The 26,964-nt window shown below is 30.2% G+C and carries 25 protein-coding genes; 24 read left to right on the top strand and 1 reads right to left on the bottom strand.

The annotated features are described in order from the left end of the window. Positions 1-190 precede the first annotated feature (190 nt). The 17 genes from zapA (at position 191) to CA_RS11990 (ending at position 17,480) form a co-directional block, all read left to right on the top strand. Positions 191-814, top strand: a complete 624-nt coding sequence (gene zapA / locus CA_RS12070) for a cell division protein ZapA (RefSeq protein ID WP_010965652.1) — start codon at positions 191-193, stop codon at positions 812-814. A gap of 97 nt (positions 815-911) precedes the next feature. Continuing rightward, on the top strand, positions 912-2,051 hold the full coding sequence (locus CA_RS12065) for an aminotransferase class V-fold PLP-dependent enzyme (RefSeq protein ID WP_010965651.1): 1,140 nt from the start codon (positions 912-914) through the stop codon (positions 2,049-2,051). A 23-nt stretch (positions 2,052-2,074) separates the two neighbouring features. After that, the gene (locus CA_RS12060; protein WP_010965650.1) at positions 2,075-3,085 is read left to right on the top strand and encodes a hypothetical protein; all 1,011 of its coding nucleotides are present in this window, start codon (positions 2,075-2,077) and stop codon (positions 3,083-3,085) included. 13 nt (positions 3,086-3,098) lie between these two features. Further along, positions 3,099-3,380, top strand: coding sequence for a DUF3343 domain-containing protein (locus CA_RS12055; RefSeq protein ID WP_010965649.1), 282 nt, complete (start codon positions 3,099-3,101; stop codon positions 3,378-3,380). Positions 3,381-3,527: 147 nt separating this feature from the next. Further along, positions 3,528-4,286: a glycosyltransferase gene (locus tag CA_RS12050; RefSeq protein ID WP_010965648.1), complete on the top strand. Its 759-nt coding sequence runs from the start codon at positions 3,528-3,530 to the stop codon at positions 4,284-4,286. Positions 4,287-4,313: 27 nt separating this feature from the next. Further along, positions 4,314-5,408, top strand: coding sequence for a DegT/DnrJ/EryC1/StrS family aminotransferase (locus CA_RS12045; protein ID WP_010965647.1), 1,095 nt, complete (start codon positions 4,314-4,316; stop codon positions 5,406-5,408). Next, positions 5,401-6,186: a hypothetical protein gene (locus CA_RS12040; RefSeq protein ID WP_010965646.1), complete on the top strand. Its 786-nt coding sequence runs from the start codon at positions 5,401-5,403 to the stop codon at positions 6,184-6,186. The genes CA_RS12045 and CA_RS12040 overlap by 8 nt, the downstream gene beginning before the upstream one ends. 12 nt (positions 6,187-6,198) lie before the next feature. Next, positions 6,199-6,990, top strand: a complete 792-nt coding sequence (locus CA_RS12035; protein WP_010965645.1) for a glycosyltransferase family 2 protein — start codon at positions 6,199-6,201, stop codon at positions 6,988-6,990. Positions 6,991-7,034: 44 nt separating this feature from the next. Next, positions 7,035-7,766, top strand: a complete 732-nt coding sequence (locus CA_RS12030) for a glycosyltransferase family 2 protein (protein ID WP_010965644.1) — start codon at positions 7,035-7,037, stop codon at positions 7,764-7,766. Between the two features lie 130 nt (positions 7,767-7,896). Next, the gene (locus CA_RS12025) at positions 7,897-8,718 is read left to right on the top strand and encodes a glycosyltransferase family 2 protein (RefSeq protein WP_010965643.1); all 822 of its coding nucleotides are present in this window, start codon (positions 7,897-7,899) and stop codon (positions 8,716-8,718) included. A 25-nt stretch (positions 8,719-8,743) separates the two neighbouring features. After that, positions 8,744-9,550, top strand: a complete 807-nt coding sequence (locus CA_RS12020; protein WP_010965642.1) for a glycosyltransferase family 2 protein — start codon at positions 8,744-8,746, stop codon at positions 9,548-9,550. After that, positions 9,543-10,649 carry a glycosyltransferase gene (locus CA_RS12015; RefSeq protein ID WP_010965641.1) on the top strand — a complete coding sequence of 369 codons (1,107 nt, stop codon included), beginning with the start codon at positions 9,543-9,545 and terminating at the stop codon, positions 10,647-10,649. Before CA_RS12020 ends, CA_RS12015 begins: the two co-directional genes overlap by 8 nt. A 20-nt stretch (positions 10,650-10,669) precedes the next feature. Continuing rightward, positions 10,670-11,218: an acyltransferase gene (locus tag CA_RS12010; protein WP_010965640.1), complete on the top strand. Its 549-nt coding sequence runs from the start codon at positions 10,670-10,672 to the stop codon at positions 11,216-11,218. A 95-nt stretch (positions 11,219-11,313) separates the two neighbouring features. Continuing rightward, positions 11,314-12,093 carry a hypothetical protein gene (locus CA_RS12005; RefSeq protein WP_010965639.1) on the top strand — a complete coding sequence of 260 codons (780 nt, stop codon included), beginning with the start codon at positions 11,314-11,316 and terminating at the stop codon, positions 12,091-12,093. Between the two features lie 193 nt (positions 12,094-12,286). Further along, positions 12,287-14,650, top strand: a complete 2,364-nt coding sequence (locus CA_RS12000; RefSeq protein WP_010965638.1) for a U32 family peptidase — start codon at positions 12,287-12,289, stop codon at positions 14,648-14,650. 1 nt (position 14,651) lies between these two features. After that, positions 14,652-17,018, top strand: a complete 2,367-nt coding sequence (locus tag CA_RS11995; protein WP_010965637.1) for an endonuclease MutS2 — start codon at positions 14,652-14,654, stop codon at positions 17,016-17,018. Between the two features lie 9 nt (positions 17,019-17,027). After that, positions 17,028-17,480, top strand: coding sequence for a DUF523 domain-containing protein (locus CA_RS11990; RefSeq protein WP_010965636.1), 453 nt, complete (start codon positions 17,028-17,030; stop codon positions 17,478-17,480). A gap of 42 nt (positions 17,481-17,522) precedes the next feature. On the opposite strand, the gene CA_RS11985 is transcribed toward CA_RS11990, so the two are convergent. Continuing rightward, a complete protein-coding gene (locus tag CA_RS11985) occupies positions 17,523-18,986 on the bottom strand; it encodes an aminotransferase class I/II-fold pyridoxal phosphate-dependent enzyme (protein WP_010965635.1) in 1,464 nt (487 codons plus the stop codon). Between the two features lie 328 nt (positions 18,987-19,314). Here CA_RS11985 and CA_RS11980 point away from each other — a divergent pair, with 328 nt between their 5' ends. From CA_RS11980 to rfbC, 7 genes are all read left to right on the top strand, one after another. Next, on the top strand, positions 19,315-21,042 hold the full coding sequence (locus CA_RS11980; protein ID WP_010965634.1) for a phospho-sugar mutase: 1,728 nt from the start codon (positions 19,315-19,317) through the stop codon (positions 21,040-21,042). 72 nt (positions 21,043-21,114) lie between these two features. Then, positions 21,115-22,188 carry a tetratricopeptide repeat protein gene (locus tag CA_RS11975; RefSeq protein ID WP_010965633.1) on the top strand — a complete coding sequence of 358 codons (1,074 nt, stop codon included), beginning with the start codon at positions 21,115-21,117 and terminating at the stop codon, positions 22,186-22,188. A gap of 93 nt (positions 22,189-22,281) precedes the next feature. Next, positions 22,282-23,193, top strand: coding sequence for a UTP--glucose-1-phosphate uridylyltransferase GalU (gene galU, locus CA_RS11970; RefSeq protein WP_010965632.1), 912 nt, complete (start codon positions 22,282-22,284; stop codon positions 23,191-23,193). A 28-nt stretch (positions 23,194-23,221) separates the two neighbouring features. Further along, a complete protein-coding gene (locus tag CA_RS11965) occupies positions 23,222-24,127 on the top strand; it encodes an NAD-dependent epimerase/dehydratase family protein (protein ID WP_010965631.1) in 906 nt (301 codons plus the stop codon). Positions 24,128-24,231: 104 nt separating this feature from the next. Continuing rightward, positions 24,232-25,098, top strand: coding sequence for a glucose-1-phosphate thymidylyltransferase RfbA (gene rfbA / locus CA_RS11960; RefSeq protein ID WP_010965630.1), 867 nt, complete (start codon positions 24,232-24,234; stop codon positions 25,096-25,098). A 42-nt stretch (positions 25,099-25,140) separates the two neighbouring features. Continuing rightward, positions 25,141-26,196 (top strand): dTDP-glucose 4,6-dehydratase, encoded by a 1,056-nt coding sequence (rfbB, locus tag CA_RS11955; RefSeq protein ID WP_010965629.1) that lies wholly within the window; start codon positions 25,141-25,143, stop codon positions 26,194-26,196. A gap of 96 nt (positions 26,197-26,292) precedes the next feature. After that, entirely contained in the window at positions 26,293-26,850 is a 558-nt protein-coding gene (gene rfbC / locus CA_RS11950) for a dTDP-4-dehydrorhamnose 3,5-epimerase (protein WP_010965628.1), read from the top strand. Positions 26,851-26,964 lie beyond the last annotated feature (114 nt).

Below are 26,964 nucleotides of genomic sequence, written 5' to 3'. Positions count from 1 at the left end.
TTTTAAAATTTATCATATGGGGTTTCTAATTATAAAATCAAAGATATCTTAATTTAATAATTATAAGTGATATAACTTTGAGGTTGAGTTAGAAACCTTATATGTGTTAAAATATATCTAAAGTATATTGGTCAAATATCATATAAAGAACAAATAGACAATGTACACATAAAACTAAGAGGGTGTTTATATGAATATAATTACCATAACAATAAACGGCATGGAATATAATCTAAAGGGAGAAGAAAAAGAGGAGTACCTTAGAACCATTGGAAATTATGTGGATAAGAAAATTAAGAATATCTTGGAAAATAATGAAAGGCTCAGTACATCTGATGCATCTATATTAACTGCTATTAATGTTACTGATGATATGTTTAAGCTTGGCAGCGAAAATGAAAAGTTGGCAGATAGTATAGAACTCATGGAGAAAAAAATAGCGTCCTTTGAGGAAGTTGAGAGGAAGCTTAAATCTGAGATAGAAAATGCAAATATCAGAAATGAGGAACTCTTAAAGAAAATAGAAGAATTAAAAAATAATAATTCAAGTGATGAAATCTCTGTTTTGAAGAGTCAAATTAATAATCTTATAAATGAAAATCTTCAGGTTAAAGAAGAAAGTAAAAGGCATTTGCAAAACGAGGACAAGTACAAGAAGGAAAATAAAGAATTAAGATTTAATATACATACATTGAAGTACAAAATAATAGATTTAGAAAATAAATTTCTAGAGAATCAAATTCATTTAGCTAAAGCGAAAAAAGAAGTAGTTGAGGTACTAAATAACAATACTAAAACAAAGCATAAAAAGTAAAAATCTCATTCAGTAATGAATGGGATTTTTACTTTTTATAATATAATCATATAAAGAGTCATAAAATATTGTAAGTAATATTTTAGGAGATTGATTTATGATATATCTTGATAATGCAGCAACAACATTTCCTAAACCAGATGAGGTTTATAATGAGGTTTTGGATTGCATGAAAAATTATGCCGCTAATCCGGGAAGAGGTTCTTATGATATGGCAATAAAGGCATCTCATAAGGTGACAGAAACTAGGGAAATAATAGCTAAATTATTTAATATTTCAGATTTGTTTAATGTGATATTTACTTGTAGTGCGACAGAAGCACTAAATATAGGAATAAAAGGCTTACTTAAGAGAAAAAATCATGTTATAACCACATGCATGGAACATAATTCAGTATTAAGACCTATAAGCCATTTGAAGAAAAAGGGAGTAGAGTGCAGTATAGTAAGAGCAGATCAATATGGGTTTATAAGTCCTAAAGAAATCGAAAAGTTGATTAGAAGTGATACAAAACTAATTGTAGTAAATCATGTATCAAATGTAACAGGAACTATTCAGAATATAGATGAAATAGGAGAAATAGCACATAAGAATGGAGTATGCTTTATGGTTGATGCTGCTCAAAGTGCTGGTGTTCTAAATATTGACGTTGAAAAAAGCCATATAGATATGTTAGCATTTCCAGGGCACAAGGGGCTTATGGGGCCACAAGGAACAGGAGGACTTTTTATAAGAGAAGGAATAAAACTTACAGAGTTTAAGAGTGGAGGTACAGGAAGCAATTCATTTTCAGTTGATCAGCCTGAATTTTTGCCAGACAGGTTCGAAAGTGGAACTCTAAATACTCCAGGGATTTCTGGATTAAATGCTGGAATAAAATTTATAAATAGTATCGGCTTAAAAAATATAGAGAAGCATGAGATGGAACTAACTGAATATCTTATAAGGAATTTGAAAAATAAAGATTATGTTAAGATTTATGGACATGAATTACAAAATAGAGGTGCTGTAGTTTCGTTTAATATAGATGGAATTGACAGTTCAGATGTAGCTGCAATTTTAAATGTAAAAGGTATTTGTGTTAGAAATGGATATCATTGCGCTCCATTAGTTCATGAAATTATTGGAACTAAAAATAGGGGTACTGTAAGGGTTAGTCCTGGATATTTTAACACCATAGAGGACATAGACAAATTAATAGAAGCTGTAGTTGAAATAAATAAAGGGAAAATATGAAAGTGATTTTATGAGGTGGAAATATGGATGAGCTTGAAAAATGGGTAAAAGGTTATTCTGAAAAAAAAGGAGTAAGCTACCAAGAAACTATAATTAAAGCTTTAAAATTCTATAGAAAATTCGTAGAGGATGGGAAAGTAGAATATTATGATTTAGGAAAGAAGTTGAATGAATTTATTAAAGAGAATCATATTATTTTATCTAGCGTGGATGATAATATTGATAAGGCTATAGAGACTCATAGAAAAGAGTCATTTTCAGTTGACATAGTTCAGGAAGTTGATAAAAAGGAAAAGTATCTAAAAAGTATGGACAATATAAGTTCAAGTCTTATAAACATAATATTAAGTGATAAAACAATAATATTAAGAATGTATGAGGATGCTATAGAGCTTGCATCTAGTATAGTTAGTTTTGAAAATTTAGGCACTGTAGATGCTAAGTATGTTTTTGTACATTATATTAAAGTAAATCCAAGTTATAAAAAAGCATATCAAATTATAGAAAAGGGCATAGCTGACGTGGCTAGAAAGTTTGGTGCACGTAGGATAGACAGAGTGGTTGCCGATACAGCAGTTAACGGCTTTAAAAACATTGGATATAATGAGCTTTATAGAAATTACTATTTGAAAATTAATATTGATAAAAGAAATTATAATTTTAGTGAATATGAAAAGTCATCGAGACACCATATTAGCAGTAGATATACAGCTGTCTTTAGAATGTATCCTGAAGGGTTTGAAGAAAAAGCGGCTATGAATAAACTTTACAAATTTACAACTAAAAGAGGAAAGTTTTATGCACAAATTGCTATAAGGGAAGACAAGGCTTCTGCAAAATTGTACTTTGATAAAAACAAATTAGATAAAGCAGACTATACTCAGAGTGTATACTATACACTAGTGAATTATCTTAATAAATCTAATGTGAAAAATTTATATACATTAATTGAGCAAAGGCATATTAATGTAATAGGGAGTATAGACAACGCCCGTAAAATAAAAGAGTGGGTTTGGATTAGAAAACTCCTCTGATGAAGGGGTGGATATGTTGAAAACAAAAGATCTACAAAATGAATATTTAGTGGTTTTTAAATCTCAAAATCATGCTATATATATATATAGTAAATTAAATGATAAAAAGATAAAAACCAAGATAATACAGACACCTTGTTCAATATCTACTTCATGTACGCACAGTGTTAGATTTAATGAAGAGAATGTAGATGCAGTGATAACTGAGATAAAAAATAGTAGCATAAAGATAAAAGGTATATATAAAATAGAAAGAAATGGTGCAAAAAAAACCTATAAAAAGATTCAGTTATAGTTTCTAAATTATATTTAAGGTATAAGAGATTTTACTTAAAAAGTGAAATCTCTTATTTTATTATTGCGGAAATTCATTATATGTAACCCGTAGTTTTAAAAACACATATAATAATTAAGTAAGTAAGAATAAGTTTGAAAAGGTATTATGAAACTTAATCTAGAAAGAGAAAAGAAAATATTGCTCAAGAATAGAAACAGATATAGATATTTCCATAAGCCGGGAGTATCCATAATAGTTTGTACTAATAAAATGAAGTATATTGAAAATATATTTTCTAATTATAGTAGAATTAACTACCCAATAAAAGAAATGATAATTATATTAAATAAAATGAATTTAAATATATCTAAATATAAAAAAGTTGCTGAAAGATTTTCGAATGTAAGAATAATAAAGAAACCTGAGAATGTTACGCTAGGTAAATGTTTGAACTATGGGGTAGACATTTCTAAGTATAATTATATATTCAAAATGGATGATGATGACTATTATGGAGAAAATTATATTTGTGATGAAATTACATCTCTTATATATACAAACTCGGATATTGTTGGAAAGGCATCTTTCTTTGTCTATTATGAGGGATACGGCAGGCTTGAAATAATGTATCCAGAAGGAAATGAAAAATATATACCTAATGTTGCAGGTTCTACACTTTTAATTAAGAAAAGCGTTTTTAATAAGGTGAGATTCAGAAATATAAGTTTGGCTGAAGACGCATGTTTTATAGAGGATTGTTGTAAACAAGGTATAAAAATATATTCTTGTAACAGATTCAACTATGTGTACTTTAAGCATAGGAGTTTAAACGACCATACATGGAAAATAAGTTCTGAAGATTTAATGAAGGTTACAAAAAAAGTTGGGAAGTATAAAAATTATTTGCCAATTGTAACAATTTAATTTTTTAGATTATATAAGGAGGATAATATGATAAATGTAACGAAAACTTACCTCCCTCCATTTGATAAGTATAGTGATTATGTTAGAAAGATATTTAATTCAGGAATTGTAACTAATAATGGTGAGATGGTAAGAAAATTAAAAAAGAGTCTTGAAGAATATCTTGGGGTTAAAAATATAGTACTTGTTCAAAATGGAACATTAGCTCTTCAAATTGCATATAAAATTTTAAATTTAAAAAAGGATATAGTAACAACACCGTTTTCCTTTGTGGCAACAACAAGCAGTCAAGTTTGGGAAGGACTTAATCCAGTATTTGTTGATATAGATAAGAAAAGCCTTAATATAGATACAAAGCTTATAGAAAAAAATATTACAAAAAGGACGTCAGCTATAGTGCCAGTTCATGTTTTTGGAAATAGTTGTAACATTGAGGAAATAGATAAGTTAGCCAAGAGGTATAATTTAAAAGTAATTTATGATGCGGCTCATACTTTCGGGGTTAAATATAAAGATAAAAATATATTGTCCTATGGAGATATATCAATAATAAGTTTTCATGCAACTAAAATATTTCATACCATAGAGGGAGGAGCTCTTGTAATAAACGATGATAAGCTCTATGAGAAAGCTATTTTATCAAGGAATTTTGGTATAGAGAGCGCGGATAGTATAAAAGATTTGGGAATAAATGCAAAAATGAATGAATTTGAAGCAGCCATGGGTCTCTGCCTTTTAGATGATATAGATAAGATATTTGAAAGAAGAAAAAAAGTGTATGAGAACTATATGAACTATATAAAAGGCGATATATACTTTCAAAGTCGTAGTAGAGACTGTACTTGCAATTATGGTTATTTCCCTATAATTTTTAAAAATGAGAATATCCTTAAAAGAGTTATGAAAGAGCTTATAAATGAAGGTGTACGCCCAAGAAGATATTTTTATCCATGCTTAAATGATTTATCTTATATAAAAGATTACAGAAAAGTTCCTGTGGCACAAGATATTTCAAAAAGGATATTGTGTTTACCTCTTTATGACTCTTTAAATATAACAGAACAAAATAAAATAATAAATATAGTAAATAGTGTTTTGAATTTAGGTGATAAATGTGAATAATATTAAAATTCCATGTATAGTGCTTGTATATTACGATAAAAAAATAATAGAAAAATCAATACAATTTTTATTAAAAGCTAATAGATTTATAGATATTATAGTTCTAGAAAATAAAAGTGTAAATACAGAAAAAATAAAGCCTTATTTAATGGAACTTGTTAAGAAAAAACAAATTTATATGTATGTTGAATTCGATGAGAATATAAGTAATAATGCGGTAGAAGAATTTTTTGATTCAAGAATAATTAATATTCATAAATGTGACAAAATTATTGTAACAGATGGAGACTTACAAGGTAATTCTAATGACTGGTTTTATGAAGAAAGAGATATTCTAAAAAGGCGTAAAGAAGTTTTTGCATGCGGCATAAATCTTAAGACTAATAACTTACCAATACAGCATTTTAGAGAAGCTAAAAATTGGATTCCTAAGAGCAGAAGAATATTAAATGACTGCGAAGAATGTGCAACAGGCAATCAGCTTCTTATGATGAGGTCTAAGGAATTTAAAGGCTTTTTACGTTACATGAAAAGAAATAAACTTAAATTTAAAGATTCAGAAATGCTTAAGTATTGTTATGATGTTTTAGGAAGGATATGGGTAAAAACTAAAAAAAATAAGGTGAAGCATCTTACATGGGATTTGTATTCTAATTTGAGTAACTCCTACACAAGGTATAAGTTATCTAAATCTCATAAACAGCATTGGTATCATAATAAGTATTGCGATTTTACTGTGTATTGTTTTAATGGCAGTAAGAAAATTACTTATAAATAAAAAGGTGATATGATGAATGATGAAATTAAAGTAAGCGTATTAATTATAACTTATAATCAGGCAAGGTTTATAAAAAAAGCTATAGAAAGTGCACTTGAGCAAAAAACAAAATTTAAATATGAAATAATAGTTATGGATGATTGTTCTAGTGATTCTACAATTAAGATAGCAGGTAAATATGCTGAAAAGTACACAGACATAATAAAAGTTTATTCCAATAATAAGAACTTAGGTATAACTAAGAATTATAAGGAAGGTTTCAAAAAATGTAGAGGTGAATATATAGCGGTACTTGAAGGTGATGATTATTGGAATAATAAGCAGAAGCTTCAAATTCAAAGTAATTTTTTAGATAGGCACAAGAACTTTTCTGCGGTATTTAATAGATATATAATTTATAATGCTATAAATAATTCTAAAGCAACACAAGCGTGGAGATCAAATACTTCATATGAAACCATAACAATTGAGCAACTTACACGAGGTAATGTTATAGGTAATTTTTCAACATGTATGTATAGAAAAAGTTGTGTAGATAAAGTAAAAGAATCGCTGTATGATATGCTTGTATATGATTGGATGTTTAATATGGTAATAGCAGAACAAAAACCTATAGCGTATTTACCTCAAATATGTTCTGTGTATAGAATTCATTCTAGAGGAACTTGGATGGGAAACAGTGTAAAAAATAGACTTGCACTTACAATAAAACTTATAGATGTTTATAATGCTTTTTTTGGGTTTAAATATAACTCTAATTTTAAGTTGCTAAAGAAAAATGTATACAAACAATTGATAAATTAGTGAAGGAGCAATCTATATACACAGAAATTCGCAGGGGGATTAATATGAAGACAAGTATAATAATATTAACCTGTAATAACCTTAGATATTCTAGAAGGTGTATAGAAAGTATAAAAAAATATACAGAAAAAGAAGCTTACGAAATAATTGTGGTGGATAACAATTCAAACGATGGAACAAGAAATTGGCTTAGTAAACAGAAGGCTATAAAAAAAATATACAATAATGTAAATGTAGGATTTCCTAGAGGCTGTAATATGGGAATTAAAGTTGCATGTGGAAGTGAAGTGCTTTTATTAAATAATGATGTTGTGGTAACACATAATTGGCTAAATAATCTTAGAAATTGCCTATATAGCAGTTATGAAATAGGTGCAGTGGGACCTATTTCAAATAACTGCTCTAATGGTCAAAAAATAAATGTAAGATATGATTCAATAGAAGATATGCATAGGTTTTCTAAAAAATATAATATTTCAAATAAAAAAAAGTGGACTGAAGTCAAAAGATTAATAGGTTTTTGTTTTCTTATAAAAAGAAATGTAATAAGGAAAGTAGGTTTATTTGATGAAAGATTTACTCCAGGAAATTTTGAAGATGATGATTATTGTATTAGGATGCGAAAGATTGGATTTAGACTAATGCTTTGTAAAGATACATTTGTTCATCATTATGGCAGTGTGTCTTTTAAAAATACCCAGTACTTAAAACTTCTTGAAGTAAACAAGAGTAAGCTTGAAAAAAAGTGGGGAAAATCCTATGATAAACTGGTTTAAATATTATTAGCACATAATTACAATAATCATAATAACATATAAATTAAGGGATGAATAATATAATTTATAAATTTTATAGATTTTACTAATTTAACGTTAATAAGTTTAAGGATGAAAAGGTGATTTTAAAATGAGAGATAATCCACTTGTAAGTATACTTATACCTACTTTTAATAGACCTATGTTATTAGAAAAATCACTGAGAAGTGCTGTAAATCAAACCTATAAGAATATCGAAATTGTAATATGTGATGATAGTACTAATTATGATAGTAAAACAGTTGTAGAAAGCTATATGAAAAGGTATAAGAATATAAGATACTATTTTAATAACGGTCCTCTCGGGAATTTTGGATTAAATAATGTAAAGAAATGCTATGAGCTTTCAAAAGGTGAATATATTAATTATTTGAATGATGATGATATGTTTCATAAAAGTAAAATAATGAGAATGATTAGGTATTTTCAGAATTATAAGAAAATAACCTTGGTTACTTCTCATAGATCAGTAATAGATAAAAATGATAATATACTTCCAGATATAAATGCGACTAAAAGAATACGTTATCTTAATAGACCTGTTAGTGGGAGAATTATTGCAAAGCTAATGTTTAACCTTGGAAACTTTATAGGGGAACCAACTACTGTTTTGTTTAAAAAGAGTGACGTTAAAAATTTTGGATCACTTAATGGAAAGCAATACTATTCGTTAATAGATGCTGCAACATGGTTTGAATTACTTTCTAAGGGTTATTGTGTGTATATTGCTGATACGTTAAGTTACTTTAGAATTCATGAAGGGCAAAATACCAATAGACCGGAGGTTTCAGGAAGGTTTCTACTTGAATGGAAGGATTTAAACGATTATGGATACAGAAAAAAGATAATTGATAGTGAATTTTATAAAAGATTTTTACTGAGTTTTAAAAAAGAGTATGAAAAACCTAAATAAGTCATAGGAAAAAAGGTGGATGTATATGGATTATAAAGTGAGCGTGCTTATAGTGTGTTATAACCAAGAAAAATATATTAAAAAAGCACTTGAAAGTGTCTTAAGTCAAAAGGTTAATTTCAATTATGAGATAGTAGTCTGTGATGACTGTTCGAGCGATAGAACTTTTAATATACTTCAAGAATATAAAAGTAAACTGGGCAGTAAGTTAAATCTTATAAGAAATTATAAAAACCTCGGTATAACCTTAAACTATAAAAATGGGTTTAAAAACTGTAAAGGTGAATATATAGCTGTGCTTGAAGGAGATGATTACTGGATACAAAAATCAAAGCTTAAGAGGCAAGTTAGTTTCCTTGAAAGCAATAGAGATTGTTCTTTAGTTTTTAATAAAATAGTCTTAGATTATGGTGATGAAAAAATCAATAACCTCATATATCCATTTAATGATATAAGAAAAAAATTTAGTGCAAGGGAACTTGTAAGAAGTAATTTTATACAGAATTTTTCTTGCTGTATGTATAGAAAAAGCAGCATAAGGAAGCTGAGAGAATCTATTTATGATATGGTCGTTTATGATTGGATGTTTAACATGGCAGTAGCTCAATTTGGATTAATTGGATATATACCTAATTATATGACTTCACATAGAATTTTAAAATCCGGATTGTGGAGTGGAAAGTCTAAAATGGAAAATTTGCAAATGATATCAAAATGTATAGATCAATACGATAGTTTTTTTAAGTATAAGTATAGAAAAGAATTTTCTCAGAATAAGCAAGAAGTTTTACAAGCGCTCCGCAGATTGGTAATGGTGAACGAAAATGGATAATAAATTAATTATTTTAGATGACTATTTTCCTAATCCTTTAACAGGTTTCAGAGTAGCGGAATTTAATTATTATATGACAGTGTTCCCTAATTGTTATATATATTCGAGCATGCCTTATGAAAGTTATACTACGTTCTACAATCAGTATGCTAAAATTTATCCCCAATTTAAGGGCAGAATTAAATTTTTTACGGATAACATTCAATTTAATTGCTCTCTATTTTATACTGTTTTTGCAGGCAATGCTTCCTATTTTTTGAAGTATTTCGAGAGGGAAGCTACACCATTTGTATTTACACTTTATCCAGGAGGTGGATTTTCGCTAAGTGACTTAAATTGTAAAAGTAACCTTATAAAGGTATGCTCCTCTAAGTTTTTCAAAAAAGTGATTGTAACTCAAGAAATATCGTATAAATATCTTATAGATAATAATATAACAACTACAGATAAAATTGAGTATATTTATGGATATGTAGATGATTCAAAATATTTTCTTCAAAATTACAAAATAAAATCATGTTATCCTCAAGATAAACAGACATTTGATATATGTTTTGTAGCCGGTAAATACACAAGCAAAGGGATAGATAAAGGATATGATAGTTTTATAGAGATATGTAAAAGGCTTTCTAAAATATCAGATCAGTTTAGGTTTCACGTAGTAGGTGGTTTTTCAAGTAGTGATATTGATGTATCAGATATAAAAGATAGGATAATTTTCTATGGATATAGACAAAAAGAATTTTTTCCTGAGTTCTACTCTCATATGGATATTGTTATAGCTCCTACAGTTCCATTTTTTAGGGGTACTGGAGAGTTTGATGGATTTCCAACAGGTTGTGCAGTTGAGGCCGGTATGAGTGGTACAGCTGTATTTTGTACGGATTTTTTAAAACTTAATAGAAGTTTTATAGATGGAATTGATATTATTATTTTAGATAAAGATATTGGAAAAACAGTATCAAAGATAATATACTACAAAAATAATCCTATTAAATTATATGAATTGTCCCAGAGGGGAAGAATTAAGTTTTTAAATATATTTAATATTGATCAGCAAATGATGCATAGGGTAAATCTGCTTAAAAGTTTTATGTGATATTAAGGAGATGGCTAATTATGAATTTTAAAAGCATAGGAAAGAATGTAATTATATATGGAAAAGCTAAAATAACATTTCCTGAAAATGTAGAGATAGGGGACAATGTTATAATAGATGATTTTGTTTTTATAAACGCTAAAAAGAGAGTAAAAATAGGAAATAATATTCATATAGCCAGTTTTGTAAGTATAACAGGAAATGAAGAACTTATAATGGAAAATTTCTCTGCTCTTGCAACAGGGACCAAAGTACTGACAAGTACAGATGATTACACAAATTCATATTTAACTAATTCTACTGTTCCTGATGAATTTAAGAATGTGTATTCAGCCCCTGTTATATTAAAAAAGTTTTCTATTGTAGGAGCTAATAGTGTAGTGCTTCCAGGGGCTGTTTTAAGTGAGGGTACGTATGTTGGAGCCAACAGTTTAATAAAGGCCAATACTATAACTGAACCGTACTCACTATATGTAGGTTCGCCTATAAGAAAGATAAAGAATATGGATAGAGAGAAGATATTAGCCCTTGAGAAAAAGTATTTAAACGAATATGTAGATAAAAAATAAGCACAATTTTTTATGATATTCATATTATATAAATGTAAGATAAATATTTGTCATGTTGTGAGCATGTTTGTAATTCAATACAGGGAGGTATTACAATGGCTATTAGCGATACCAATGGAAGGACTAAAAAAGAATGCATTATAGCTAATAAGGTTTATGATCAATGTAGGCAGCAGGATTGCATTGAGAAATTAGCATATGATAATGCAACAGGTCAGCCAATTAACCCACCAGACGATGCAGCAGCAGTAGTTATAGTGCCAAATAGTTTTTCTATAGGAAGTATAATATTAGTAAATAAAGCTGAGAATCCTTTCAGAAGAGGGTATTATGATATTGAGCTTAAATTCACGTTTTTGTATACATTACAGTTTAGGAATAGTGTTGGAACTGTTATAGCAACTGTGCCAGCAAGTAGTATATTCAACAAAAAGGTTACTTTGTTCGGCTCTATTGGAGCGACGGTTAATATATTTACAGATTTAGTTAACAGCAGTTTTAGTAACTTACAAGCAGCTCCTTTTGTTTTAGTAGAAGCAAATGGGTATCCTCTTGATGCTACCTTAAGCTATACTATTCCAGTTGTAAGTAGTGGAGAAGCAGCTCCTGTACCTAATGCCGTTAATGTTACTATAGGATTATTTACTATAATTAAATTGTTCAGATTGGTAAATCTTATTGTTCCATCAACAGGATTCTGTAAACCAGACGTATGTGAAGAAATATCTGAAGATCCATGTGAATACTTTAATAATCTTGAATTTCCATTTGATATATTTGATCCACCTCAAAAAGAGGATTTTGCTTTACCAGAGGATGAAAATTGTTCACATCAATACTTAAATGAAGAGATTGGAGAATTAGATAAAGATTAACTTTTAGTATTTAAAAATTAATATAAGTAAATGGAGGGGAAACCCTCCTTATTATTTTGCAATAAAATTTACCTTATAACTTTTATTTGTAATAATAGATACTTTATGTATAATAGTTATAGGACCATACATAGTAAGAGGATTAGTGGATAATATCATAGTTATATAAAATTTAATAATTTTGGAGGTACTTATGAATAAGGTTGAATTGCTAGCACCAGCAGGCAGTATTGAGAGCATATATGCAGCTGTTCAAAACGGTGCTGATGCAGTTTATGTAGGTGGAAGTAGGTTTTCAGCTAGAGCTTATGCTGAAAATTTTAATGATGAAATTATGGAAAAAGCAGTTGATTATTGTCACGATTATGGAGTAAGGCTATACGTAACAGTAAATACGCTTATAAAACAAGATGAGATAAAAGAAGTTATTAGATATATAGAATTTCTTTATAAAATAGGAGTAGATGCACTTATAGTTCAAGATACTGCTATATTGCAACTTATTAAAAGATACGTTCCTGATTTTGAAATACATGCATCAACTCAGATGACAATTCACAATGCATTAGGAGCTGTGTATTATAAAGAAAGAGGCTTTAAAAGAATTGTGCTTTCGAGGGAGTTGTCCTTAAGGGAAATTGAATACATATCTAAAGAACTTAATATAGAAACAGAGGTTTTTGTTCATGGTGCATTATGTGTATGTTATTCTGGACAGTGTCTTATGAGTTCTATAATAGGTGGTAGAAGTGGTAATAGAGGAAGATGTGCTCAACCATGTAGACAAAGTTATACACTTATTGATAAAAGCAGTTTGGAAAGTAAAAAAGGATATTTTCTAAGTACCAAGGATATGTGTACTGTGGATATTTTAGATAGGCTCATTGATACCGGAACTTCTTCCTTAAAGATAGAGGGAAGAATGAAAAAGCCTGAATATGCAGGAGGAGTTGTTTCATCATATAGAAAAGCCATTGATAATAAGCTTAATGGAGACTATAAAGAAGAGAAAGCAAAGCTTTTAAAGCTTTTTAATAGAGAGGGTTTTTCAAGAGCATATCTTTTGGGCAATACAGGAAAAGATATGATGGCTTATAAATTCCCTAAAAATACAGGGGTTTTTATAGGGAAGGTAATAAGTGATGGAAGTATAGTTCTTAAAGAAAGTTTAAACTTAAAGGATGGAGTTAGAAATGATGTCAAGGGTACTGTTGTGTCAAAGATACTTCTTGATGGGGTTGAAGTTAAAGAGGCTAAGCCAGGAGAAAAGGTGAAAATATTTCCTCGCTTTTACAAGTCTGGAGATTATATATACAAGACTCTTGATTTAAAGCTTACTCGTGAAATTGAGGAAAGTTATAAAAAGGATTTTAAGAGAAAAGTATATTTAGATTTAGAAATTGAATTTAAAATCGGAGAGCCATTTAAGATTACTGCAAGTTTTTCAAGAGTAAATGATTTAGGGGCAAATGAAAAAAATAGGGCTATTAGTATACAAGTTTTAGGGGATATGGTTTGCAAGGCTGAAAAAAGTCCTGTAAAGAGAGAAAAAGTAGAGGAACATTTAAGGAAAACAGGAGGTACTCCTTTTGAGGTCAGAAACATAGAGTTTACCTGCTTTGATGAAGGATATATACCGATATCTGCTTTGAATTCAATAAGGAGAGAAGTTCTAGAAAAATTTCAAAATAGTATTCAGAAAAGCTATAAAAGAGAAGCTAATTTAAAGTTTGAAGGAATAAAGATTTCTAAGAGGTCAGAAGTTAAAATCCCAGAGATCATGGTTTTAGTTTCGAATAAGGAGCAGTATCTTGCAGTTAAAGAAGAGGGATTTAAGAACATAATAGTTGACTTATTTAAAAGAAAATGTGACTTGAAGCTTAAGGAACTTAAGGATGTTTATATTAAGGTTCCTAATGTAATTAAAGAAGAGTTTAACGATATATGCAATAAAATAGATGAAAATATAGAAAACATTAAAGGCATAGTAACGGTTAATGCAGGAATAATAAATAAATATAAAGGTCTAGTTAATATAATAGGAGACTATAAAGGAAATATATTTAATAGCGAAGCATTAGAGTTTTATAAGGAAGATCTAGATGGTTTTTGCATTAGCACAGAGTTAAGTAAAAATGAAATAAAGGCATTGAATAAATGTAAATGCATGGATACCCAAATGCTTATATATGGTAAAATAGAAGCAATGGTAAGTGAGTATTGTCCTATAGGAAGTGTTTTTGGAGGTAAATCTTCTAAAAGCAATTGCCAAGGTACATGCATGAAATCAGACTTTGTACTTAAAGATAAGATGGGAGTATCTTTTGATGTGGTAACAGACAAATATTGCAGAAGTCATATATATAATCCATTACCATTAAATCTTATAGGCAATTTAGATGAAATAAAGAATTTAGGCGTGAATTCTTATAGAATAGATTTTATTGATGAAAATAGAGAAAGTGTTAAAAGAGTTCTTTCATGGATGAAAAATGGTAAGATTGATGGAGAATTCAGTGGTTTTACAAGAGGAAGTTATAAAAGAGGAGTTGAATAAGGTGAACGAGAAATCACTTAGAGTACTTGAATATTTTAAGATAAAGGATGGAATTAAGAAATATATAAGTACTAGTGCAGCAAAAAAGCTTATAGATGAACTTGAGCCTTATGGTAGTTTATATGAAGTTAAAGAACACATAGAAGAAACTAAAGAGGCATTTGAATTGTTGATGAAAAAAGGTGCACCTCCATTTGAGGGAGCATATGATGTAACAGAGGCAGTCAGTATGGCTGAAAAGGGATTCTCTTTGGCACCAGGGCAGCTATTAAAGGTAGGAAGCATGCTTAGATGTGCTAGAAAATTTAAAGAGTACATAAGCCATAAAGAGGAAGAAGAAAGCTATAGAATAATTGAAGATATATGCAGTGGAATAATACCACTAAAAAATATAGAGGATAATATTTTTAATGCGATAATAGGTGAAGAAGAAATATCTGACAAAGCCAGTACTGCACTTTATAGCATAAGAAGAAGTCTTAAGGACAAAAATGCATCCATAAAAGATAAAGTTAATGCAATGATGAGGAGTTATTCAAAATATCTTCAGGAGAACTTATACACTATAAGAGGGGAAAGATATGTTATTCCAGTAAAAGCTGAATATAAAGCTCAAGTACCAGGACTTGTTCATGATCAGAGTTCTACGGGAGCTACACTTTTTATAGAACCTATGGGACTTGTTAATTTAAATAATGAAATAAAGGAACTTATGCTAAAGGAAAAGGCAGAGATAGAGAGAATCCTTAGAGAATTATCGGCCCTAATATATAAAAGCATAGTTGCTGTTAAGAATAATGAAAAAATAGTAACAGAATTAGATTTTATATTTGCAAAAGCCAAGTACGCTAGTTCCATAAACGCAACAGCTCCTCATGTAAATGATAAAGGAGTAATTGATATAGTTATGGGAAGGCACCCATTAATAGATCCAGCTAAGGTAGTGCCTCTGAATATATATATGGGGAGAGAATTCACTTCATTAGTAATAACGGGACCGAATACGGGAGGTAAAACTGTAACTCTTAAAACTACAGGACTTCTTGAAGTTATGGCAATGAGCGGTCTTATGATACCAGCAAGGGAAAACTCAACTATAAGCTTTTTTAAAGAGGTATACGCTGATATTGGAGATGAGCAGAGTATAGAACAAAGTCTTTCTACTTTTTCTTCACATATGACGAATATTGTTAGAATAATTGATGATGCAGATGAAGATTCTTTGGTTTTATTTGATGAGTTGGGAGCGGGAACTGACCCTACAGAAGGAGCAGCACTAGCTATCTCTATACTTGAGGCTTTGAGGAAAAGGGGAACAAAGATAGTTGCTACAACACATTACAGTGAACTTAAGGCATACGCGCTGAAAACTGAAAATGTTGAAAATGCTTCAGTTGAATTTGATGTAGAGACTTTAAGACCTACATATAGGCTTTTAATAGGAATTCCTGGAAAATCAAATGCTTTTGAGATTTCAAAGAGACTTGGGTTATCTGATTATATAATTGAAGAAGCAAGAAAAGGTATATCTAAGGATACGCTTGAGTTTGAGGATTTGATTCAAAACCTTCAAACACGAAGCGTAAAGGCGGAAGAAAATTTGAGAAAAGCAGAATTTTTAAAGGAACAAGCAGAAAAATTCAAAGAAAAATATGAAGAAAAGGTATCATCTATTACTGAAACTAGAGAGAAAGCACTGCATGAAGGAAGACGTGAAGCAAAAAAAATAATAGAAGAAGCTAAGTCAGAAGCAGACAAGATTTTAAAAGACATGAGGGAAATGGAGAGACTTGGGTATTCTTCTGAAGCAAGGCAGAGACTTCAAGAAAGCAGACAGAAATTAAAGGAAAAGCTTAACAATGCAGAGGAAAGCTTGAACATAAGTGAGAGGGATCAAGGAGAGGCGCTTAAGTCAGTTAAGGAAGGAGAGGAGGTATTTATACCATCTCTTAATATGAAGGGAATTGTAATATCTACTCAGGACAGTAAAGGAGAAGTCGGAATTCAAGCTGGTATAATGAAGATAAATGTTAAACTTAAAGATTTAAGGAAAACCAATAATAACCCAATATCCAAAAAAGAAAAGGCTGTTAAGAAGAGAGAAGCAAGGCTTAATTTAAAATCAGTTGCTCAATCTATTGATTTAAGAGGGCTTGATTCCGAAGAAGCTATATATAAAACGGACATATACTTAGATGAAGCATATATGGCAGGATTGGGGTCTGTTACAGTAATTCATGGGAAAGGCACAGGAGTCTTAAGAAACGCTATAAATACAATGCTTAAAAAGAATTCACATGTTAAAAGTTATAGGCTTGGAAATTTTGGAGAAGGCGGTACAGGAGTTACTGTTGTTGAATTGAAGTGAGGAGAAAAAATGAAAGAAGATACTATTATTGTTTCAGCATGTCTTTTGGGAGTGAATTGCAAGTATAGTGGACTTAATAATTTTAGTAAAAAAGTTAAAGAATTGTGCGGAGATAAAAAAGTCATTCCAGTGTGTCCTGAACAGCTTGGAGGAATGACAACGCCTAGAAATCCGGCTGAGATTGTTAACGGAACAGGAAAAGATGTTTTAGAAAAAAGGGCTAGAGTTATTGATAAAGAAGGTAATGATGTAACTAAGTATTTTCTTTTAGGGGCAGAAGAAACTCTTAAATTAGCTAAAATTTTTAATTGTAGTAAAGCGATTTTAAAGGCTAAAAGCCCTTCCTGTGGTTTAGGGAAAATATATGATGGAAACTTTAAAGAAAATATAATAGATGGTAATGGTGTTACAGCAGAGATTTTAAGGCAAAATGGAATAGAAGTTATGACAGAATTAGATTAATATGAAAATAGAGGAATGCATTTAGCAAACCTCTATTTTCATTTATTTTAGTACCTTTATATAATTTACATCAGGATCTTCTGTTCCTTGAACATATAGACCAGCAGCTTTTAAGTCGCTGACGTAGTCAATTATTTCCTGGGTTATAATTTCTCCTGGACATAGTACAGGTATGCCTGGCGGATAAGCCATTAAAAATTCTCCGCTTGTTTTACCTACGCTGTCTTTAATTAGCATGGATTCCTTTGCACCATTAAATGCATCTCTAGGTGAAAGTATTCTCTCGGGTACATCGGGAATATCGATAAATGAATTCTTCTTATTTTTAACAGTTGAAGAAATACTTTTGCTTATTTGTCTTAAAGCATTAATTAAAGCATCAATATTCTCTTTTGTATCACCAAAAGAACCCACAGCAAGTACATTATATAAATCAGAAAGCTCCACTTGTATGTGGTAATCATTGGCTAAAAGCATATCAAGATCATAACCTGTTATTCCTAAATCAGTGCAGGTAATTGTAAGCTTAGTTGGATCGAAAGCATATGATCCGGGTTTCCCTAAAACTTCTTCACCAAAGCAATAGAAGCCAGGTATTTTATTTATTTCACGCCTTGCATAATTGCATAAATCTATTGTGCCATCTAATAGTTCCTTTCCGTGAAGAGCTATTTGTCGTCTAGCGCAATCCATAGAAGCCATCAATATGTAGGATGGTGATGTGGTTTGAAGTAGATTCATTATTTGCTGAACTCTGTTCATATCTATTCTATCTGAGTTTACATGTAGAAGAGACATTTGAGTAAGAGCACCTATTATTTTATGTGTACTTTGAGCACACATATCTGCTCCGGCTTTCAAAGCTGATACAGGAAGTCTATCATTAAAACTCAAATGAGGTCCATGAGCCTCATCAACGATGAGAGGTATATCATAGCTGTGAACTATATCAGCTATTTTTTTTATATCTGTAGATACTCCGTAATATGTAGGATTTATAAGAAGTACAGCCTTTGCATCAGGATTATTTTTAAGAGTTTCTCCAACAGTTTCTGGAGATACACCATGGGCTATTCCAACTCTTCTATCGACTTCTGGATGCATATATACAGGTACAGCACCACTTAGAATGATTCCGGCAGTTACAGATTTATGAACGTTTCTAGGCACTATTATTTTATCTCCATCACCTACTACAGATAGAATCATACCTTGTATAGCTCCAGAAGTTCCGTTTACAGAATAAAAAGCAGCCTTGGAACCGTAGGCATCAGCAGCTAATTCTTGAGCCTTTTTTATAGGACCTGTAGGGTGGTGTAAGCTGTCTACCAATTTGAATACAGTTACATCAATTTTAAAAGGGTTCTCACCGATAAAGTTTTTGAATTCCTTATCAATTCCATTACCTTTTTTATGTCCTGGTACGTGAAAGGGAATAGTATCTCTATTTACATATTCCATCAAAGCGTTAAAAAGTGGTGTTTCATTTTGATTTAATTTATACAACCTGCTATGGCACCCTCTTTCTCAGTATTAAAATGTAATTTTATGCTTGTTTAAAAACATACTAATTATAGTTTAGTATGGTTTTAAATGCAATAATAAATTCTAAATTTATATGATTAAAAACAGGTTAATAAATGTGGTAAATTTTAATATGATTTTATAGTGTATAAGATTGTCTTTTATGGTGAATACTATAATTTATTTCATTAAAACTAAAATTATACTATGGAAATTAATATTAAGTTTACATTTAAACAGTAAGTCAAGTTTTAATTTCCTTTGTTTTATAGTATAATATTTATAACCAAAATTTTAGGGGGTGTCGTACATGTCATACAAAGAAAAATTTAAAGCATGGTTAGATTCTGAATATGTTGATGTTGAAACTAAGAAGGAATTAGAAGCAATAAAGGATGAAAAGGAAATAGAAGATAGATTTTATAAGGACCTGGAATTTGGAACGGGTGGACTTAGAGGAGTGATTGCAGCAGGAAGTAATAGAATAAATATATACACTGTTGGCAAAGCCACTCAAGGGCTTGCAGATTACCTTAATAAAAACTATAATAATGCGTCTATAGCCATAGCACATGATTCTAGAATAATGTCTAGAGAGTTCGCAGAAAGAGCAGCAAGTGTTTTATGTGCAAATGGTATAAAAACTTATTTATTTGATTCACTTAGACCTACACCTATGCTTTCTTTTACTGTAAGACATTTAAATTGCAAAGCAGGAATAGTAATAACTGCGTCTCACAATCCAAAACAATATAATGGATATAAGGTTTATAACGAGGACGGAAATCAGCTTACAGATAATGCTGCAGCTGAGGTTTTAGATTTTATAGAAAAAACAGAAGATTTTTCAGGTGTAAAGCTTATAGATATAAAGAAAGCTGAGAAGGATGGAATTCTTGATATCATCGGAGAAGAAGTGGATAAGGTTTACATAGATAAGGTTAAAGATTTAACAATAAGAAAAGATATGGTTAAGGAAAGCGCAAAAGATTTAAAAATAATATATACACCTATTCATGGTTCTGGAAATATTCCAGTAAGAAGAGTGTTAAAGGAATTAGGCTACGAAAACCTAACAGTGGTTAAGGAACAGGAAAAGCCAGATGGTAATTTCCCAACAGCTCCATATCCTAACCCAGAGCAGCCTTCAGTATTTAATATAGCTCTTGAGTTAGCAAAAAAAGTAGATCCAGATGTTATATTTGGAACTGATCCTGATTGCGATAGGATAGGTGTTTTAGTTAAGAATAAGAGTGGAGAATATAAAGTGCTTACGGGAAATCAAACAGGAGTTCTTTTAACTCACTATATAATCTCATCTCTTAAAGATACTGGTAAGCTACCAGCTAATGGTGCAGTAATAAAAACTATAGTAACCTCTGAAATGACACGTAAGATTACAGAGGATTATGACATGAAGCTTATAGATGTTTTAACTGGCTTTAAATATATAGGAGAAAAAATTAAGGAATTTGAAGAAACTAATTCAAATACTTATTTGTTTGGTTTCGAGGAAAGCTATGGATGCCTTGCAGGTACTTTTGTAAGGGATAAAGATGCTGTTGTTGCAGCTACATTGGTATGTGAAATGGCATTGTACTATAAGAATAAAGGACTAAGTCTCGATGATGCTCTTAATGAATTATATGAGAAATACGGTTTCTATAAGGAGAAATTAGTATCTATAGAGCTTCAAGGTAAAGAGGGTCAGGAAAAAATACAAAAAGCCTTAAATTACTTAAGAGAGAATATGTCAGATAACGTAGCAGGAGTAAAAATAGTCAAAAAGTTTGATTATAAGAGTAGTGTAGAGAAGGATATACCTAAAAATGAAGAAAAGAAGATTGAGCTCCCTAAGTCTAACGTACTTAGATTTATTTTAGAAGATGGTTCTTGGTTTGTTGTAAGGCCATCTGGAACTGAGCCTAAGATGAAAGTTTATCTAGCAGTAGCAGGTACAAATAAAGAGGATTCTGAAGCTAGAATGAATAAATTTAACAATGATGTTATGGATATCATTAACCAGGCTTGCAAATAATAAAGTTATTCTATAAATGGAGTGGAAGGTGTATACTGCCTTCCATTTTCATGTTCAAATGGTGGTGGAAATATGAGTATACAGCAAGAATTTAAGGATAAGGTGGCCAAATTAATTTTTCTTGAGCTTAAAAAAGAAAGTGTAGAATCCATTTTTAATGTTAAGGTAAAGGAAAATATATATTCGCCAATAAGGCCTAAAAGGCTTATAGATAAAGTTAAAGAAGGAAATAAATTTGAAAATATACCTTTATCATTTTTTGTAGAAGGTATGTTTTATGTGTTGGGTGGAGATGAAAACTTTAAGTTTAATGCTATATATAGTGAACTTATGAATAAAAATTTGAAAACTACAACACAATATATAAAAGAGATTATATATACTGAAGTTAAAGAAAATAATTATGAGGATGCGTACATACTTCTCAAAGGATTAGTTACGGTAGAAAAAAATGAAGAAAATTACGACAAGATCATGATGATTAGCGAAGCTATAAGAGAAAAAAAGCCGGAATTTAAAGAGGAAGAGCTGAAAATCATAGAAAAAGCAAAAGAGCTTAAAGGATATATAAAGCCTTATTTTTATGAGGCCATAATAAAGAATGAAAATAAAGATTATGAGGGAGCATGGTATGCAATAAATACCTATACAGAAAATGGTGGAGAAGAAAATGAGGATACTTTAAGATTAAAGCACACGCTTCAAGACATAAGAAATTATGAAAATGCTAAAGAAATTATGAGTGAAAATCCTAAAGAAGCTCTAAAAATATTTATAAAGCTTTTAGATGAGTTTCAAGATGATGCCGTGCTTTTATACTATATAGGTGTTACTTATAGGATTCTTTGTAATCATGAAAAGGCAATTTATTATCTAAACGAATCTATGTCATTGGATAGTAATATGGTAGAAGTTTTTAATGAGATGGGCATAAATTATGCTGCATTAGGCGATATGGATAATGCAATAAGCTACTTAAGAAAGGCCTTTGAGGTCACTAAATCTATAGAAATATGCACTAACCTTATTATATGTTATATGAACAAGGGTGACTTAAATCAGGCTAAATTACACTATGAAATAGCAAAAAAATTAAATCCTGAGGATGAAATTGTTTTAAAATTAGGAAATTCTCTAGAAAAGTAGTATAATATAAATAATGTTAATATTAATTGGGTTTCAACAATAATTTAGAGGTGATATTTAATCGTGGTAGCAAGAGAGAGGAGTTTTTTATCAATGAGAGTTAAAAAAGCTATAATACCAGCAGCGGGGTTAGGAACAAGATTTTTACCAGCAACTAAGGCACAACCTAAGGAAATGCTTCCTATAGTTGATAAGCCTACAATACAGTATATAATTGAAGAAGCAGTACAATCAGGAATAGAAGAAATACTTGTTATTACAGGAAGAAACAAAAGAGCTATAGAGGATCATTTTGATAAATCATTTGAACTTGAAAGTGAACTTGAGAGTCATAACAAAAAAGAACTTCTTAAGGTTGTAAAAGATATATCTAATTTAGCTAATATATACTATATACGTCAGAAGGAACCAAGAGGCCTTGGACATGCAATTAATTGTGCTAGAACTTTTGTAGGTAATGAACCATTTGCAGTTTTATTAGGTGATGATGTAGTAAATGCAAAGGTACCATGCTTAAAGCAACTTATAAATTGTTATAATGAGTATAAAACTTCCATATTAGGAGTTCAAAGGGTGCCTAATTCAGAGGTGTCAAAATATGGTATAGTAAATGGCATGCATATAGAAGATGGAGTTTATAAGGTAAAGGATTTGGTTGAAAAGCCAAAACAAGAAGAAGCACCTTCCGATTTAGCTATACTAGGAAGATACATAATAACTCCATCTATATTTGATATATTAGATAACACTAAACCAGGTAAGGGTGATGAAATTCAACTTACAGATGCACTTAAAACACTTATGAAAACAGAAGCAATGTACGCTTATGTATTCTCAGGAAGACGATATGATGTTGGAGATAAATTAGGTTTCCTTCAAGCTACAGTTGAGTATGCATTAAAGAGAGAAGAGCTTAAAAAACCATTTATGAACTATTTATTTACTATAAAAGATAATCCTAATTTTAAATCTTTATATGACGAATTAAACAAAAAGAGTAAATAGAATTCTTAAATGGAGAAGGAGAACTAAAATGAATATATTAGTAACAGGTGGTGCTGGATTTATAGGATCACATGTGGTTAAATCGCTACTAGAACATGGTCATAAAGTTTCAGTTATAGATAATATGGTACATGGAAATTCGAGCAATTTGCCAGATGAAGTCAATATATACAAATATGATATATCAGAAGCTGAAATAGAAAATGCATTTAAAATAGAAAGACCTGAAGTTGTTATACATAATGCAGCCCAAATAAGTGTTGCAGATTCTGTAAAAGATCCATTGTATGATGCTAAGGTAAATGTTTTAGGTAGCATAAATATACTTGAGATGTGCAGAAAGTATGCAGTAAGAAAAGTAATCTATCCAGCATCTGCTGCTATCTTCGGAGAACCTAAGTATCTTCCAATAGATGAAAAACATCCACTTAATATGATATCTTCCTATGGTGTTTCAAAGCATACGGTAGAACACTATCTAAATGTATATAAAAAGCTTTACAATATTAATTATACAGTGTTAAGGTATTCAAATGTTTATGGACCGGGACAAGATAGTAGTGGAGAAGGTGGAGTAGTTTCAATTTTTGCGGAGAAACTTACAAAGGGTGAACCTCTTTGCATATATGGAAACGGAAATCAAATAAGAGATTTTGTATATGTAAAAGATGTAACAGAAGCTAATATTCTCGCTTTAAATTCATTAGATAATGACATATATAATGTTTCTACAAATACTAAAACAACCATAAATGATTTAGCTAAGCTAATGTGTGAAGCTTATGGAAAAGAAGTGGAAATAATGCATAAGGGTGAGAGAGCAGGAGATATCTTTGAAAGTTATATGTCTTATGATAAAATATATAATGCATGCGGATGGAAGCCTAAATACGATTTAAAGCTAGGTATAAAGGAAACAATTCAAAGCTTTTAATTTAAATTAGACAATAAAAAAATTATATAGTATAATGAATTCTGCAATGCCGAAAATACTATATATGGACATATATTAAGATAAATCAAGGAGGTTACTTATTAATGAAAGGTATAATTTTAGCTGGAGGATCTGGGACAAGACTCTATCCTATAACTATGGCAACATCAAAACAGTTGCTTCCAATTTATGATAAACCAATGATATATTATCCTTTATCAGTACTTATGCTTTCTGGAATAAGAGAAGTTTTAATAATATCAACTCCAAGAGACGTAAATGCTTATAAAGAACTTTTAGGAGATGGAAGTCATGTTGGATTAGAGATTCAGTATGCGGTTCAAGATAAGCCAAGAGGATTGGCAGATGCTTTCATAGTAGGAGAAAAGTTTATAGGAAACGATAGAGTTTCTCTTGTACTTGGAGATAATATATTTCATGGTTATGGATTTTCTGAGAGACTTCAAAATGCTGCATCAAGAGAAGAAGGAGCTACAATTTTTGGATATCATGTAAGCAATCCTAGAGCCTTTGGTGTAGTTGAGTTTGATAATAATAATAATGTTATATCAATAGAGGAAAAACCTGAGAATCCAAAATCTAATTATGCTGTTCCAGGACTTTACTTCTACGATAACAATGTAGTTGAAATAGCTAAAAATGTTAAACCTTCTGATAGGGGAGAAATAGAAATAACAGCTGTTAATAACGCTTATCTTGAAAGCGGAAAGTTAAAAGTAGAGTTATTTGGAAGAGGTATGGCTTGGCTTGATACAGGAACTTATAGAGGCCTTTTAGATGCTGCTAATTTTGTTGAAGCAATAGAAACGAGACAAGGGTTATATGTTGCTTGTATAGAAGAGATAGCTTATAGAAAAGGTTATATTTCAAAAGAGCAGGTTAAAAAGCTTGCACAGCCACTTCATAAGACAGACTATGGTAAATATCTGTTTAATTTAGTACAAGAATAAAACAAATTGTAATTTATAAGTTGTGAAGGAGAGAACAAATATATGAAAACTTATTTGGTAACAGGTGGAGCTGGATTTATAGGTTCAAACTTTGTACATTATATGCTTAACAAGTATAATGACATAAAGATAATAAATGTAGATAAATTAACTTATGCTGGTAATCTTGAAAATTTGAAGGGCTGTGAACAAAATCCAAACTATGTTTTTGTTCAGGCAGATATATGTGATAAAGAAGCAATTGAAGACATATTTAAAAATTATGATATAGATTATGTTGTGAATTTTGCTGCAGAATCTCATGTTGATAGAAGTATCAAGATGCCTGAAATATTTGTTCAAACTAACGTACTTGGTACTGTTAATTTATTGAATATAGCTAAAAACAATTGGGAGACTAAAGATGGTTTTAAAGCAGGTAAAAAATATCTTCAAATATCAACTGATGAAGTTTATGGTTCACTTGGAAAAGAAGGATTTTTCACTGAAACAACACCTTTAAATCCACACAGTCCATATTCAGCAAGTAAAGCAAGTGCAGATATGATTGTAAAGGCTTATTTCGATACTTTTAAAATGCCTATTAATATTACAAGATGTTCTAATAATTATGGACCTTATCAGTTTCCAGAAAAATTAATACCATTATTAATTAATAACTGCCTTAATAAAAATGAATTACCTGTATACGGTGATGGAATGAATATAAGAGATTGGCTTTATGTGGAAGACCATTGTAAAGCAATTGATATGGTACTAAATGAAGGAGAACTTGGAAGAGTATACAATGTTGGTGGACATAACGAAAGAACAAATATATTTATAGTTAAAACTGTAATACAATATATCCATGATAATGTTGATAGCACAGTAGATGAAAGTTTAATAAAATATGTTGAAGATAGAAAAGGTCACGATAGAAGATATGGAATTGATCCAACAAGAATTAAAGATGAACTTGATTGGTATCCTGAAACTAAGTTCGAGGTAGGAATAGTTAAAACTATTAAATGGTATCTTCAAAACAAAGAGTGGATGGAAAATGTTACTTCTGGTACATATCAAGATTATTACAAGAAAATGTATAACAACAAATAATTGATTATTGAATCAGTAATTGTTTGCTAAAAGCAAATAGTTACTGATTTTACTGTAAAAATGGAATATAAAATTATAAATTGGAGATGAATTTAAATGGGAAAGTTTAAATTTGAAAAAACAGATATCGATGGAGTATACATAATAGAAACAGGTGTTTTTGGAGATAACAGAGGTTATTTCATGGAAACATATAACTATGAGGAATTTAAAGAAGCAGGTCTTGATATGGTTTTTGTTCAAGATAATCAGTCAAAGTCTAGAAAAGGAGTTTTAAGAGGACTTCATTTTCAAAAAAAACATACTCAAGGTAAGCTTGTTAGAGTTGTAAAGGGAGAAGTTTTTGATGTTGCAGTTGATCTTAGAGAAGGTTCAAAAACCTATGGTAAATGGGTAGGAGTAACTTTAAGTGAAGAAAATAAAAAACAATTCTATATACCTGAAGGCTTTGCACATGGTTTTGTAGTATTATCTGAAGAAGCCGAATTTTGCTATAAGTGTACTGACTTTTATGATCCAACATCAGAAGGCGGAATATTGTGGAATGACCCTGAAGTAGGAATAAAATGGCCTATCGATGACATAGAAAACTTGATTTTTTCAGAAAAAGATCAAAAATGGCCTAAACTAAGCGAATGTGGAATTAAGTTTTAGAACGCTTCAGTAAATAGTATTTAATTTATTTTCTTGTTCTGATATTGAATATAATTAAACTAAAATGAAGTTAGACTTAAACATATTTAAAGTTAGAATTTCTAGAGAGTTTTA

Origin of the sequence: Clostridium acetobutylicum ATCC 824 (assembly GCF_000008765.1) — a bacterium.
GTDB lineage: Bacteria > Bacillota > Clostridia > Clostridiales > Clostridiaceae > Clostridium_S > Clostridium_S acetobutylicum.
The sequence above is the reverse complement of the archived record's forward strand: the minus strand, read 5'-3'. Positions and strand labels throughout refer to the sequence as shown.